Source organism: Azoarcus olearius, from assembly GCF_001682385.1.
Taxonomy (GTDB): Bacteria; Pseudomonadota; Gammaproteobacteria; order Burkholderiales; family Rhodocyclaceae; genus Azoarcus; species Azoarcus olearius.
In genome coordinates, this window is sequence record NZ_CP016210.1 from 338,986 (window position 1) to 352,467 (window position 13,482).

Sequence of the window (13,482 nt, forward strand, 5' to 3'; positions counted from 1 at the left end):
CCCCCTTCAAGGGGGAGGTTGGGAGGGGGATGGGGTTCAAGTGAGCGCTGCGCCCAACCCCATCCCCACCCCAGCCCTCCCCTTGAAGGGGAGGGAGAAAACCGTCTGCCGCCTCAAACGTGGTCGGGGCGTTCCAGCTTACTCGACGTGATAGCGCCGCTGCACCACGCGGAAGCGGTTGGCGACGAAGGCGGCATCCGAGTAGCTGGCGTTGGCTGCCGGGTTCATGCCGACGCCGTGGTAGTCGGAGAAGGCCGCCGACTGGTTCACGAACACGCCGCCGGTGAGGTTGATCGACAGCGCGACGCCGGCGCGCAGCGTGGCCTCGGTCATCGCGTCGATGACTTCCGCCTTGGTCGAGTACAAGCCCACGGTCAGTGCGCCGTGCTCGCGGACGATGCGCTCGGACAGTGCCACCGCGGCGGCGCCGTCGGCAACCTTGACCACGAAGGCGATCGGGCCGAAGCGCTCTTCCATATAGCTCTTCTCGGCGGCGGCGTCGCAGGCAAGCAGCACCGGGGTGCGCACTTCGGCCTGGGGGAATTCCGGGTGCTCGATCTTCTTCGAGGCCAGCACGATGTCACCGTATTGGCCGGCTTCGTTGATGCGGGCGAGCGTGGCGTCGGACTGGATCGCGCCCAGCACCGCGGTGGCGACCGCCGGGTCGGACAGGAACTTGTCGATCGCGGCGCCGAGGTCGGCGGCGACTTCGTCGTAGCGCTTGTGGCCCTGGTCGGTATCGATGCCGCCGGCCGGGATGAGGATGGCCTGGGTGGTGGTGCACATCTGGCCGGAGTACAGGCACAGCGTGAACGCGAGGTTGCGCAGCATCGCCTTGTAGTTGTCGGTGGATTCGATCACCACGTTGTTCACGCCGGCGAGTTCGGCATACACCTGGGCCTGTCTGGCGTTGTCGATCAGCCACTGGCCGAAGACGTTGCTGCCGGTGAAATCGATCGACTTCACCGCCGGATGGGTGGCGAGCGCCTGGGTGTCGCTGCGCTTCTCGACCACCGCCAGGCTGACGACGTTGGGGTCGAGGCCGGCCTCGGCCAGCACCTCGCGGGCGATCTTCACCGTCATTGCCGCGGGCAGGATGGCGTTGCTGTGCGGCTTGACGATCACCGGGTTGCCGGTGGCAAGCGCGGCGAACAGGCCGGGGTAGGTGTTCCAGGTCGGGAAGGTGCCGCAGCCGACCACCAGCGCGACGCCGCGGCCGACGATCTCGTAGTGCTTCTGCATCTTCAGCGGCGGGTTCTTGCCCTGCGGCTTTTCCCACACGGTGGTGGCCGGCACGCCGCGCATCGCGTCCCAGGCGTAGGCGACGGCTTCGAGGCCGCGGTCCTGCGCATGCGGGCCGCCGGCCTGGAAGGCCATCATCCAGCCCTGGCCGGTGGTCATCATCACCGCATGGGCGATCTCGAAGCTGCGCTTGTTCAGGCGATCGAGGATTTCCAGGCAGACGCCGACCCGGCCTTCGGCGCCGATCTTGCGCCAGCCGGGCATCGCCGCTTCGGCGGCGGCGATCAGCGCGCTCGGCTCGCAAACCGGATAGCGCACGTCGAGCGCGATGCCATACGGTGAACGTTCCGACGCAGCCCAGCCGCTGCGGCCCGGTTGATCCAGCTCGAAATCCTTGCCGAGGCAGGCCTCGAAGGCGCGCTTGCCGTCGTCCGCAGCGGTTTCGCCATAGACCTTGGGACTGGGCATTTCCGCATACGGCGTCCAGTAGCCGCGGGTGTGGATGGCGGCCAGCGCGGCCTCGAGCGTCGCCTGGTGCTTGGCGTAGAGCGGGTGGGTCATCGGTTGTCTCCTCTGTTGTAGGCGGTGCGGCCGCAGCCTTCGCGGCACGCGCTCCGCGCCTCTAGCCGCGACAGTCGCGGGCGTCGCCGCGGCGTGAAAACGTCAACTAGAAAGCGCTTGTCTTTTGATCTGGATCAAGATTACTATTGATTGACCAGTCGGTCAAACAATCGCTCCGGCGATCCAGACCTTCGAATCCCAAAAGACGCTCGAACCAAGGACAAGCAGCGCCCGGTCGGTTCCCGTCGCCCATTGCGGGACGGCCGGCGTGCCAGCAGGAGGAGACAGATGAGCAGCTTCGAAACCATCCGCTACGAGGTCGCCGCCGGCGTCGCCACGCTGACCTTGAACCGCCCGGACCGCCTCAACAGCTTCAACGACCAGATGCACCGCGAAGTGCGCGAAGCGCTCGCCCAGGTGCAGGCCGGTCGCGCCGACGGTTCGGTGCGGGTGCTGGTGATCGCCGCCGCCGGCCGCGGCTTCTGCGCCGGGCAGGATCTGTCCGACCGCAACGTGTCGGCCGGTGCCGAAGCGCCCGACCTCGGCGCATCGATCGAGAAGAACTACAAGCCGCTGGTGACGACGCTGCGCAACCTCGACCTGCCGGTGATCGCCGCGGTGAATGGCGTGGCCGCCGGCGCCGGCGCCAACCTGGCGCTGGCCTGCGACCTGGTGTTCGCGGCGCGCTCGGCGAGCTTCATCCAGTCCTTCGCCAAGCTCGGCCTGGTTCCCGACACCGGCGGCTCCTGGATCCTGCCGCGCCTGCTCGGTCCGGCCCGCGCGCTGGGGCTGGCGCTGCTCGGCGACAAGCTGCCGGCCGAACAGGCCGAACAATGGGGCCTGATCTGGAAATGCGTGGATGACGACGCCCTGCAGGCCACCGTGCAGCAGGTCGCGGCCACGCTCGCCAACGGTCCCACCTTTGGCTACGCCCAGACCAAGAAGGCGATCTGGGCCAGCTCCACCAACGATTTCGATACCCAACTCGACCTCGAGCGCGATGCCATGCGGGCCTGCGGCCGCTCGCATGACTACCGCGAAGGCGTGGCCGCCTTCATGGAAAAACGCGCTCCTCAATTCAAGGGGAATTAAGGCGTGACTGCAGCAGACAAGGCGCTCGACAAGCAGGTGAAGGTGCTGGTGATCGGTGCCGGCGCGATGGGCAGCGGCATTGCCCACGTGGCGGCGCTGGCCGGTCATCCGGTGTATCTGTACGACACCCGCGCGGAAGCGATCGACAAGGGCATCGGCGGCATCGCCAAGGATCTCGCCTTCCTGGTCGAAAAGGGCAAGCTCGCCGGCGCGGAGCGCGACGCGGTGCTCGCCCGCATCAGCGGCATCACCCAGCTGGCCGACGCGAAGGACGCGGGCCTCGCGATCGAAGCCATCGTCGAGAACCTCGACATCAAGCAGAAGCTCTTCCGCGAACTCGAAGCCCTGCTGGCGGAGGACGCGGTGCTGGCCTCCAACACCTCCTCGCTGTCGATCACCGCGATGGGCGCCGCGCTGGCGCGCCCGGAACGCCTGGTCGGGCTGCATTTCTTCAACCCGGCGCCGCGCATGAAGCTGGTCGAGATCGTCTCGGGTCTGGCCACGCCGCGCGAACTCGCCGAACGCATGCACGCCACCGCCAAGGCGTGGGGCAAGGTGCCGGTGCATGCGAAGTCGACGCCGGGCTTCATCGTCAATCGCGTCGCCCGCCCGTACTACGCGGAGGCCCAGCGCGTGCTGGCCGAATGCGCTGCCGAGCCGGCTACGCTTGATGCGGCAATGCGCGAAGGTTGCGGCTTCCCGATGGGGCCGTTCGAGCTGATGGACCTGATCGGCCACGACGTCAATTTCGCCGTGACCAACTCGGTGTTCGACGCCTACTTCGGCGACAAGCGCTTCACGCCCAGCCTGCTGCAGCAGGAACTGGTTGCCGCCGGCCGGCTGGGCCGCAAGAGCGGCCACGGCTTCTACAGCTACGCCGCGGGCGCTGCCCGGCCGGCGCCGCAGACCGAGGAGCCGCACGAGGCCGAAGCCGCGATCACCGTGGTCGGCGGGCTGGGCGTGGCCGCGGCGCTGATCGGCCGCTTCGAGGCCGCCGGCATCGAGGTGCGCCGCACGGCTGGCGCGGGCGGCAGCGACGCCCAGGGCTGGCTGGAGATCGGCGGCGCCCGCGTGGCGCTGTCCGACGGCCGCACCGCCACCCGCCGCGCGGTGGAAGAGGGCGTGCCCAACCTGGTGCTGTTCGACCTCTGCCTGGATTACGCCACCACGCCGCGCCTGACGCTGGCGCGCGCCGACCAGTGCGGCCACGGCGCCTGGGGCGCCGCGGTGGGCACGCTGCAGCGGGCCGGCCTGGCGGTGTCGCGCATCGACGACGTCGCCGGCCTGGTGGGCCTGCGCACCGTGGCGATGCTGGCCAACGAAGCCGCCGACGCGGTGCTGCAGGGCATTGGCACCGCGGCCGACATCGACACCGCGATGCGCTTCGGCACCAACTATCCCAAGGGGCCGCTCGCCTGGGCCGACCAGCTCGGCGTGGCCTTCGTCGCCCGCGTGCTGGCCAACCTGCGCGAGCACTACGGCGAGGAACGCTACCGCGTGTCGCCGCTGATCCAGCGCAAGACCTTCAGTGGAGCCGCATTCCATGAGTGAAGCCGCCTACCGGGACGTCACTGCCGGCCTCGATCCGCAAGCCCTGGCCGAAAAGGTGCGCGACGGCATGTTCGAACGCGACCAGGCCGCGCGCAGCCTGGCGATGGAGATCACCGCCGTCGGCCCCGGCCGCGCCACCATCGCGATGAAGGTGCGCGAGGACATGCTGAACGGTTTCCGCATCTGCCACGGCGGCTTCATCACCACCTTGGCCGACACCGCCTTTGCCTACGCCTGCAACAGCGGCAACGAGCAGACCGTGGCGTCCGGCATCAGCGTGGATTTCATGGCGCCGGGCAAGCCGGGCGACGTGCTGACCGCCGAGGCGCAGCAGGTCTTCGAAGCCGGCCGCACCGGCGTGTACGACATCACCGTCACCAACCAGCAGGGCGAGCTGATCGCGGTCATGCGTGGCAAGTCCTACCGCCTCAAAGGGAGGCCGGTCGTAGAAATACAGGCCTGAACGGCCGCCGCCCGGACAACAAAAAACAGCCTGCCGGGCGGCTCCAGAACCAGCAGAGGGACAGAGGAGACAACCATGCCCATCAACAGCTATGCACCCCCGCAGCTCGAACCGATCGAGACCGCGAGCATCGACGAGCTGCGCGCGCTGCAGCTCGAGCGCCTGAAGTGGAGCGTGCGCCACGCCTACGAGAACGTGCCGCACTACCGCAAGAAGTTCGACGAGAAGGGCGTCCATCCGGACGACCTCAAGTCTCTCGCCGACCTCGCCAAGTTCCCCTTCACCAGCAAGTACGACCTGCGCGACAACTACCCCTTCGGCATGTTCGCGGTGCCGATGGACAGGATCGCCCGCGTCCATGCCTCGTCCGGCACCACCGGCAAGCCGACCGTGGTGGGCTACACGCTGAAGGACATCGACACCTGGGCCACCGTGGTGGCGCGCTCGATCCGCGCGGCGGGCGGGCGCCCCGGTGACATGGTGCACGTGTCCTACGGCTATGGCCTCTTCACCGGCGGCCTGGGGGCGCACTACGGCGCCGAGAAGCTGGGCTGCACCGTGGTGCCGATGTCCGGCGGCCAGACCGAGAAGCAGATCCAGATCATCCAGGACTTCAAGCCCAAGATCATCATGGTGACGCCCTCCTACATGCTGACCATCCTCGACGAGATGGAACGCATGGGCATCGACCCGAAATCCACCTCGCTGCGCATCGGCATCTTCGGCGCCGAGCCGTGGACGCCGGCGATGCGCGTCGCGATGGAGCAGCGCGCCGGCATCGACGCGGTGGACATCTACGGCCTGTCCGAAGTGATGGGGCCGGGCGTGGCCAATGAATGCGTCGAGACCAAGGACGGCCCGACCATCTGGGAAGACCACTTCTACCCCGAGATCATCGACCCCAATACCGGCGAGGTGCTGCCGGACGGTTCCGAAGGCGAGCTGGTGTTCACCTCGCTCTCCAAGGAAGCGATGCCGGTGATCCGCTACCGCACCCGCGACCTCACCCGGCTGCTGCCGCCCAGCGCGCGCAGCATGCGGCGCATGGCCAAGATCACCGGCCGTTCGGACGACATGCTGATCATCCGCGGCGTGAACGTGTTCCCGACCCAGATCGAGGAACTGATCTGCAAGATCCCCAAGCTCGCGCCGCACTACCTGCTGGAGGTCGACAAGCAGGGCCACATGGACACGCTGACGGTGAAGGTGGAGATCAACGCCGAGGCCGAGGTGGGCCGTCACCCCGAGCACAAGGAAGCGCTGGCGCGCGAGCTGACGCACTCGATCAAGAGCCTGATCGGGGTGTCCGCAAAGGTGCTGGTCGGCGAGCCGTTCTCGATCGAGCGGGTCACGGTGGGCAAGGCCAAGCGCGTCATCGACCGCCGGCCCAAGGACTGAATTTCCGACGGCGGCCCGTGTAGCCGCCGCGTTTGACACCACAAGGAGGAGCGCAGCATGTACACCCAAGCGCTGGACATACCCCAGGCCGACGCCGCGCCGCTGCGCGCGGTGGAGAACCCGGCCTACCAGGCCGAGTTCGATGCGCGCATCGACGCCGGCGACTTCATCGAACCCAAGGACTGGATGCCCGAGGCCTACCGCAAGACCCTGGTGCGGCAGATCAGCCAGCACGCCCACTCGGAAATCGTCGGCATGCTGCCCGAAGGCAACTGGATCACCCGCGCGCCCAGCCTCAAGCGCAAGGCCATCCTGCTGGCCAAGGTGCAGGACGAGGGCGGCCACGGCCTTTACCTGTACGCCGCCGCCGAAACCCTGGGCGTGTCGCGCGACGAACTTTACGAAGCGCTGCTCGCCGGCCGCGCCAAGTACAGCTCGATCTTCAACTACCCGACGCTGAACTGGGCGGACATCGGCGTGATCGGCTGGCTGGTCGACGGCGCCGCGATCATGAACCAGATCCCGCTGTGCAAGTGCAGCTACGGCCCGTATGCGCGCGCCATGATCCGCGTGTGCAAGGAAGAGTCCTTCCACCAGCGCCAGGGCTACGACCTGCTGCTGACGATGATGCGCGGCACGCCGGAGCAGCAGGAGATGGTGCAGGACGCGGTCAATCGCTGGTGGTGGCCGTCGATCATGATGTTCGGCCCGCACGACAGCGACAGCGTGCACACCGAAACCACGCGCTGGGGCATCAAGCGCATCTCCAACGACGACCTGCGGCAGAAGTTCGTCGACGCCACCGTGAAGCAGGCCGAGGTGCTGGGCGTGACCCTGCCCGACCCCGCGCTGAAGTGGAACGAGGCGCGCGGCCACTACGACTTCGGCGCGATCGACTGGGATGAATTCCGCGCCGTCGTCGGTGGCCACGGCCAGTGCAACGTGGACCGCATCGCCGCCCGCCGCAAGGCCTGGGAGGACGGCGCCTGGGTGCGCGAGGCCGCCGTGGCGCACGCGGAAAAGCAGGCCGTGCGGAACAAGGCCGCGGCCTGAGCGGAACGGAAAAAAGGCGCCGCGCTGGAATGTGAGCAGCGGCACGTTACTCCCTCCCCTTCAAGGGGAGGGGAAGAACATCGGGGCAAGGAGACAAAAACATGGAACGCAAAGAATGGCCGCTGTGGGAAGTCTTCATCCGCAGCCGTAATGGTCTGGATCACAAGCACTGTGGCAGCGTGCACGCGCCCGACGCGCGGCTTGCGCTGCAGACCGCGCGCGACGTCTATACCCGTCGCCTGGAAGGCGTGTCGATCTGGGTGGTGAAGGCGAGCGACATCGTCGCGTCCGACCCGGACGCCAAGCCGGAGCTGTTCGATCCGGCTGAGGACAAGATCTATCGTCACCCGACCTTCTATCAGCTGCCTGAAGAAGTGAACCACATGTGAGGGCGGCCACGATGACTCAAGCCAACTCCGCCAATCCGGCGCACCTGGAATACGTGCTGCGCCTCGCCGACAACGTGCTCATCCTCGGCCAGCGCATCTCCGAGTGGTGCGGCCACGCCCCGGTGATCGAGGAAGACCTCGCGCTCTCCAACATGGCGCTCGACCTCATCGGCCAGGCCCGCCTGCTGCTGACCCACGCCGGCCGCCTCGAAGGGCGCGGCCGCGACGAGGACCAGCTCGCCTTCCTGCGCGTCGAGCGCGACTACCGCAACCTGACCCTGGTCGAGGTGCCCAACCAGGACTTCGGCCGCACCGTGGTGCGCAACATGCTGTTCGGCGCCTTCCAGGTCGTGCTGTGGGAAAGGCTGACCGCCTCGGCCGACAGCGAACTGGCCGCGATCGCCGCGAAGAGCCTGAAGGAAGCGCGCTACCACTTCAGCCACGCCGCCGAATGGGTGGTGCGCCTGGGCGACGGCACCGCGCTGTCGCACGACAAGGTGCAGGCCGCGCTCGACGAACTGTGGCCCTACACCAACGAATTCTTCGCCTCGGACGAAACCGATGCCGCCGCCGCTGCCGCGGGCATCGGTCCGGCGTCGAACACGCTGGAAGCGGACTGGGAGAACGCGGTGCTGCCGGTGCTCGCGCAGGCCACGCTGGTGGCGCCCGCGCGCACGCCGTTCAAGACCTTCGGCAAGTTCGGCCGCCACTCCGAGCACATGGGCCATCTGCTGGCGACCATGCAGTACATGCAGCGCACCTATCCGGGCGCGCAGTGGTGAGACGGGACATGGATACGGCCGCCTGGCGGCCCTTCCGTGCCTTGCGAGGGAGAGCAGGCATGCTGACCGAAACCGAGGCCTGGCAGGCACTGGACGCCGTGCCCGATCCCGAGATCCCGGTGGTCTCGGTGACCGAGCTGGGCATCATCCGCGAAGTGCGCTGCAACGACGGCGCCGTCACCGTGGTGGTGACGCCCACCTACTCCGGCTGCCCCGCCACCGAGGTGATCGGGCTCGCGGTGCGCGACGCGCTGCTCGCCGCCGGCGCGCGCGAGGTGGCGATGGAAACGCGGCTGCACCCGGCGTGGACCAGCGACTGGATCGGCGAGGCCGCGCGCGAGAAGCTGCGCGCCTACGGCATCGTCCCGCCCGAGGGGCGCGCCGCGCCCGCCGCAGTGCAGCCGATCCGCTTCATGCGCCGCACGCTCGCCTGCCCGCGCTGCGGCTCGACCGACACCGAACGATTGACCGAATTCGGCTCGACCGCGTGCAAGGCCACCTGGCGCTGCCGCGCCTGCCTCGAACCGTTCGAATACTTCAAACCGATCTGATCCGGGCGATCGACCCGGACACGGAGACAGACATGACGCCACGATTCCACCCGCTCAAGGTCGCCGAAGTGCGCCGCGAAACCGCCGACTCGGTGAGCCTGCGCTTCGAGGTGCCGGCCGACCTCGCCGCCGACTACCGCTTCGTGCAGGGCCAGCATCTCAACCTCAAGGCCGTGGTGAACGGCGAGGAAGTGCGCCGCTCGTACTCCATCTGCTCCGGCGTCGATGACGGCGAGCTGCGGGTGGCGATCCGCAAGGTCGATGGCGGCCGCTTCTCCAGCTGGGCGGTGGACGCAGTGCGCGTGGGCGACGTGTTCGAGGTGATGACGCCCGAAGGCCGCTTCTCCACCCAGCTCGACCCCGCCAACGCGCACCACTACGTCGCCTTCGCCGCGGGCAGCGGCATCACCCCCATCCTGTCGCTGATCAAGACCACGCTGCGCGCCGAGCCGAAGAGCCGCTTCACGCTGGTGTACGGCAACCGCAATCAGAACAGCGCGATGTTCGCCGAGGCGCTGGAAGACCTGAAGGACCGCTACCTGACCCGCTTCGCGCTCTACAACGTGTTCTCGCGCGAGGAGCAGGAGGTGCCGCTGTTCAACGGCCGCCTCGACCAGGCCCGCGTCGCCGCCTTCCTCGACACCCTGATCCCCGCCGCCGACATCGACGCCGCCTTCATCTGCGGCCCCGGCGGCATGATCGACGAGGTCGAGGCCGCGCTGAAGGGCGCCGGCGTGCCGGCCGACCGCATCCACCTCGAACGCTTCGGCGTGCCCGCGAGCGCACCGCGCCACCACGTGGAGGCGGGCGACGCACCGCAGGCGCGCATCACCGTGATCGTGGACGGCCTCAAGCGCGAGATGGAATTCCGCGCGCAGGACCCCTCCATCCTCGACGTCGCGCTGCGCGCCGGGCTGGACCTGCCGTACTCGTGCAAGGGTGGGGTATGCTGCACCTGCCGCGCCAAGGTGCTCGAAGGCAAGGTCCGCATGGACAAGAACTACACGCTGGAGCAGCCGGACATCGACGCGGGCTATGTGCTTACCTGCCAGGCCCACCCGCTGACCGAGCGCGTGGTGATCAGCTACGACGACAGATAAGGCGGCCGAACCGGTTTCCGGCGCGAAGCCGCTGTTCGCCTGCGGAATACGGACGACACATGGCCAGGGGCAAATCTCCCACCTTCGAACTGCAACGCGAAGCCATCCTGCAGGAGGCGGCGCGGCTGTTTGCCGACAAGGGCTTCCACAACGCCTCGATGGCCGAACTCGCCGCCGCCTGCGGCGTCTCCAAGCCGCTGCTGTACCACTACTACCGCGACAAGGAACACATCCTGTTCGACATCGCCGACAGCTACATGGACCGGCTGCTGGCGATCGTCGCGGGCGTGGAGGCGCAGGATCTCGAACCGCAGCCGCAGCTGGCCGAGCTGGTGATGCGCTTCATGGCCGAGTACGCCCATTCGCAGAGCCAGCACATGGTGCTGGTGCAGGACGTGAAGTTCCTGCAGGCCGAGCAGTCCGAGCAGGTGGTGGGCAAGCAGCGCAAGGTCGTGGCCGCGTTCGCGGCCGCGATCGAAGCGGTCGAACCCGGCCTGAAGAAGCGCAAGCTCGACAAGCCGGTCGCGATGATCCTGTTCGGCATGATCAACTGGACCTTCACCTGGCTGCGCGCCGATGGCCGCCTCACCTACGCCGACATGGCGCCGGTGGTCACCGCCATCCTGCTCAACGGCGTGAAGGGCCTGCTCGCGCAGCTGCCGGCGCGCGGCCGCAAGCCGCCGGCCGAGGCCGATGCGGCCTGATTCCGTTCCAACCCCGCACATAGAGAAAACACAAGGAGAACAGCCCGTGACCGAAGTCTTCATCTGCGACGGCATCCGCACCCCGATCGGCCGCTACGGCGGCGCGCTGTCCGGCGTGCGCACCGACGATCTCGCCGCGCTGCCGATCAAGGCCCTGATCGCCCGCAACAGCGGCGTGGATTGGGCGGCCGCCGACGACATCTACTACGGCTGCGCCAACCAGGCCGGCGAAGACAACCGCGACGTCGCGCGCATGGCCGGCCTGCTCGCCGGGCTGCCGATCGACGTGCCCGGCTCCACGATCAACCGCCTGTGCGGCTCGGGCATGGACGCGGTGGGTACCGCCGCGCGCGCGATCCGCACCGGCGAGACCCAGCTGATGATCGCCGGCGGCGTCGAGAGCATGAGCCGCGCGCCCTTCGTCATGGGCAAGGCCGATACCGCGTTCTCGCGCAGCGCGAAGATCGAGGACACCACGATCGGCTGGCGCTTCGTCAATCCGCTGATGAAGGCCAAGTACGGCATCGACTCGATGCCCGAGACCGCCGAGAACGTGGCCACCGACTTCAACATCAACCGCGCCGACCAGGACGCCTTCGCGCTGCGCAGCCAGCTGCGCTACGCCGCCGCGGCCGAGCGTGGCTTCTATGACGGCGAACTGGTGCCGGTGGAGATTGCGCAGAAGAAGGGCGATCCGCTGCGCGTCACCGCCGACGAGCATCCGCGTGTGACCACGCTGGACGCGCTCGCCAAGCTGAAGGGCGTGGTGCGCCCGGACGGTACTGTTACCGCCGGCAACGCGTCCGGCGTCAATGACGGCTCCGTGGCGCTGCTGCTTGCCTCCGAAGCCGCCGCCGCGAAGCACGGCCTCAAGCCGCGTGCCCGCATCGTCGCGATGGCCACCGCGGGCGTCGAGCCGCGCATCATGGGCATCGGCCCGGCGCCGGCCTCGCGCAAGCTGCTGGCACTGACCGGCCTCAGCCTCGACCAGATGGACGTCATCGAACTCAACGAGGCCTTCGCCGCGCAGGCGCTGGCGGTGACCCGCCAGCTCGGCCTCGCCGACGACGACGCGCGCGTCAATCCCAATGGCGGTGCAATCTCGCTCGGTCATCCTCTCGGCGCCTCGGGCGCGCGCCTGGTGCTCACCGCGCTGCGCCAGCTCGAAGCCACCGGCGGCCGCTACGGCCTGTGCACCATGTGCATCGGCGTCGGCCAGGGCATCGCGATGATCATCGAACGCGTCTGAACACATCTTTCACCGGCAGTGGAGTTTGATATTTTCAAATGAATTAGTGATGTGATAATTTCCCTGCGCCGTCCGGACAACAACATTCAAGCCGGCGGCGCGAACAACACCACGGAGGAGACACCATGAAGCTCAAGCACACCCTGCTGGCCGCGATCGGCCTCGCCTTTGCCGCCGCCGCCCACGCCGACCTCAATGTCGGCGTGGTCGTGTCGGCCACCGGCCCGGCGGCCTCGCTCGGCATTCCGGAGAAGAACACCATCGCGCTGATGCCGGCCACGATCGGCGGCGAGAAGGTCAACTACATCGTCCTCGACGACGCCTCCGACACCACCACCGCGGTCAAGAACATCCGCAAGCTGCTGTCCGAGGACAAGGTGGATGTGGTGGTCGGCTCCACGATCACGCCGAACTCGCTGGCGATGATCGACGTGACCGCTGAAGCCGCGACGCCGATGATCTCGATGGCCGCCTCGGCGCGCATCGTCGAACCGATCGACGACAAGAAGCGCTGGGTGTTCAAGACGCCGCAGAACGACGCCCAGATGTCGACCGCGATCATCGAGCACATGACCAGCAACGGCGTGAAGACCGTGGCCTTCATCGGCTTTGCCGACGCCTACGGCGAAGGCTGGTACGAGCAGTTCAAGTCGGTGGCCGAAGCGCGCAAGCTGCAGATCGTCGCCAACGAACGCTTCAACCGCACCGACACCTCGGTGACCGGCCAGGTGCTCAAGGTCATGGCCGCCAAGCCGGACGCGGTGCTGATCGCCGGTTCCGGCACCCCGTCGGCACTGCCGCAGAAGACGCTGAAGGAGCGTGGCTATGCCGGCAAGTACTACCAGACCCACGGCGTCGCCAACAACGACTTCCTGCGCGTCTGCGGCAAGGATTGCGAAGGCACCTTCCTGCCTGCCGGCCCGGTGCTGGTCGCCGCCCAGCTGCCCGACAGCAACCCGGTGAAGAAGGCTGCGCTCGAGTACATCAACAAGTACGAAGCCGCCCACGGCAAGGGTTCGGTGTCCACCTTCGGCGCCCACGCCTGGGATGCCGGCGTGCTGCTGCAGGCCGCGGTGCCGGTGGCACTGAAGAAGGCCAAGCCGGGCACCAAGGAGTTCCGCGCCGCGCTGCGTGACGCGCTCGAAGGCGTCAAGGAAACCGCCGGTGCGCACGGCATCTTCAACATGAGCGCCACCGACCACCTCGGCTTCGACCAGCGCGCCCGCGTGATGGTGCAGATCCAGAACGGCGGCTGGAAGCTGGTGCAGTAAGCCGGGCCTTCCGGTCCAGCAGACTGGAGCGGGGGCCCGCGGCCCCCGCGCTGCATTTCCCGACAGAGACAGAAAT

General features: G+C 67.9%; 13 protein-coding genes. 12 read left to right on the forward strand and 1 reads right to left on the reverse strand.

The annotated features are described in order from the left end of the window. Positions 1 to 138 precede the first annotated feature (138 nt). The gene (gene paaN, locus dqs_RS01565; protein WP_065339472.1) at positions 139 to 1,803 is read right to left on the reverse strand and encodes a phenylacetic acid degradation protein PaaN; all 1,665 of its coding nucleotides are present in this window, start codon (positions 1,801 to 1,803) and stop codon (positions 139 to 141) included. A gap of 288 nt (positions 1,804 to 2,091) precedes the next feature. Here paaN and paaG point away from each other — a divergent pair, with 288 nt between their 5' ends. From paaG to dqs_RS01625, 12 genes are all read left to right on the forward strand, one after another. Beyond that, complete coding sequence (gene paaG, locus dqs_RS01570) at positions 2,092 to 2,895, forward strand: 2-(1,2-epoxy-1,2-dihydrophenyl)acetyl-CoA isomerase PaaG (RefSeq protein ID WP_065339473.1); 804 nt, start codon at positions 2,092 to 2,094, stop codon at positions 2,893 to 2,895. 3 nt (positions 2,896 to 2,898) lie between these two features. Continuing rightward, positions 2,899 to 4,446, forward strand: coding sequence for a 3-hydroxyacyl-CoA dehydrogenase PaaH (paaH, locus tag dqs_RS01575; protein ID WP_011764036.1), 1,548 nt, complete (start codon positions 2,899 to 2,901; stop codon positions 4,444 to 4,446). Further along, a complete protein-coding gene (gene paaI / locus dqs_RS01580) occupies positions 4,439 to 4,909 on the forward strand; it encodes a hydroxyphenylacetyl-CoA thioesterase PaaI (protein WP_011764037.1) in 471 nt (156 codons plus the stop codon). The genes paaH and paaI overlap by 8 nt, the downstream gene beginning before the upstream one ends. A 75-nt stretch (positions 4,910 to 4,984) precedes the next feature. Next, entirely contained in the window at positions 4,985 to 6,307 is a 1,323-nt protein-coding gene (paaK, locus tag dqs_RS01585) for a phenylacetate--CoA ligase PaaK (RefSeq protein WP_011764038.1), read from the forward strand. 57 nt (positions 6,308 to 6,364) lie between these two features. Further along, positions 6,365 to 7,360, forward strand: coding sequence for a 1,2-phenylacetyl-CoA epoxidase subunit PaaA (paaA, locus tag dqs_RS01590; RefSeq protein ID WP_065339474.1), 996 nt, complete (start codon positions 6,365 to 6,367; stop codon positions 7,358 to 7,360). A 101-nt stretch (positions 7,361 to 7,461) separates the two neighbouring features. Further along, on the forward strand, positions 7,462 to 7,749 hold the full coding sequence (paaB, locus tag dqs_RS01595; RefSeq protein ID WP_011764040.1) for a 1,2-phenylacetyl-CoA epoxidase subunit PaaB: 288 nt from the start codon (positions 7,462 to 7,464) through the stop codon (positions 7,747 to 7,749). Positions 7,750 to 7,760: 11 nt separating this feature from the next. Further along, positions 7,761 to 8,531 carry a 1,2-phenylacetyl-CoA epoxidase subunit PaaC gene (gene paaC / locus dqs_RS01600; protein ID WP_011764041.1) on the forward strand — a complete coding sequence of 257 codons (771 nt, stop codon included), beginning with the start codon at positions 7,761 to 7,763 and terminating at the stop codon, positions 8,529 to 8,531. Positions 8,532 to 8,590: 59 nt separating this feature from the next. Next, positions 8,591 to 9,082, forward strand: coding sequence for a 1,2-phenylacetyl-CoA epoxidase subunit PaaD (gene paaD / locus dqs_RS01605; RefSeq protein ID WP_065339475.1), 492 nt, complete (start codon positions 8,591 to 8,593; stop codon positions 9,080 to 9,082). Between the two features lie 32 nt (positions 9,083 to 9,114). Continuing rightward, positions 9,115 to 10,182, forward strand: coding sequence for a 1,2-phenylacetyl-CoA epoxidase subunit PaaE (gene paaE, locus dqs_RS01610; RefSeq protein WP_011764043.1), 1,068 nt, complete (start codon positions 9,115 to 9,117; stop codon positions 10,180 to 10,182). A gap of 59 nt (positions 10,183 to 10,241) precedes the next feature. Further along, entirely contained in the window at positions 10,242 to 10,886 is a 645-nt protein-coding gene (locus tag dqs_RS01615; protein WP_011764044.1) for a TetR/AcrR family transcriptional regulator, read from the forward strand. Positions 10,887 to 10,932: 46 nt separating this feature from the next. Further along, positions 10,933 to 12,135, forward strand: coding sequence for a 3-oxoadipyl-CoA thiolase (gene pcaF / locus dqs_RS01620; protein ID WP_065339476.1), 1,203 nt, complete (start codon positions 10,933 to 10,935; stop codon positions 12,133 to 12,135). A gap of 125 nt (positions 12,136 to 12,260) precedes the next feature. Then, a complete protein-coding gene (locus tag dqs_RS01625) occupies positions 12,261 to 13,406 on the forward strand; it encodes an ABC transporter substrate-binding protein (protein ID WP_011764046.1) in 1,146 nt (381 codons plus the stop codon). The last annotated feature ends 76 nt before the right edge of the window (positions 13,407 to 13,482 follow it).

Bases quoted from the DNA above. Each gene is read 5' to 3' on its own strand.
- paaN (WP_065339472.1), bottom strand. From the start codon at position 1,803: ATGACCCACCCGCTCTACGCCAAGCACCAGGCGACGCTCGAGGCCGCG.
- paaG (WP_065339473.1), top strand. From the start codon at position 2,092: ATGAGCAGCTTCGAAACCATCCGCTACGAGGTCGCCGCCGGCGTCGCC.
- paaI (WP_011764037.1), top strand. From the start codon at position 4,439: ATGAGTGAAGCCGCCTACCGGGACGTCACTGCCGGCCTCGATCCGCAA.
- paaK (WP_011764038.1), top strand. From the start codon at position 4,985: ATGCCCATCAACAGCTATGCACCCCCGCAGCTCGAACCGATCGAGACC.
- paaA (WP_065339474.1), top strand. From the start codon at position 6,365: ATGTACACCCAAGCGCTGGACATACCCCAGGCCGACGCCGCGCCGCTG.
- paaB (WP_011764040.1), top strand. From the start codon at position 7,462: ATGGAACGCAAAGAATGGCCGCTGTGGGAAGTCTTCATCCGCAGCCGT.
- paaC (WP_011764041.1), top strand. From the start codon at position 7,761: ATGACTCAAGCCAACTCCGCCAATCCGGCGCACCTGGAATACGTGCTG.
- paaD (WP_065339475.1), top strand. From the start codon at position 8,591: ATGCTGACCGAAACCGAGGCCTGGCAGGCACTGGACGCCGTGCCCGAT.
- paaE (WP_011764043.1), top strand. From the start codon at position 9,115: ATGACGCCACGATTCCACCCGCTCAAGGTCGCCGAAGTGCGCCGCGAA.
- dqs_RS01615 (WP_011764044.1), top strand. From the start codon at position 10,242: ATGGCCAGGGGCAAATCTCCCACCTTCGAACTGCAACGCGAAGCCATC.
- dqs_RS01625 (WP_011764046.1), top strand. From the start codon at position 12,261: ATGAAGCTCAAGCACACCCTGCTGGCCGCGATCGGCCTCGCCTTTGCC.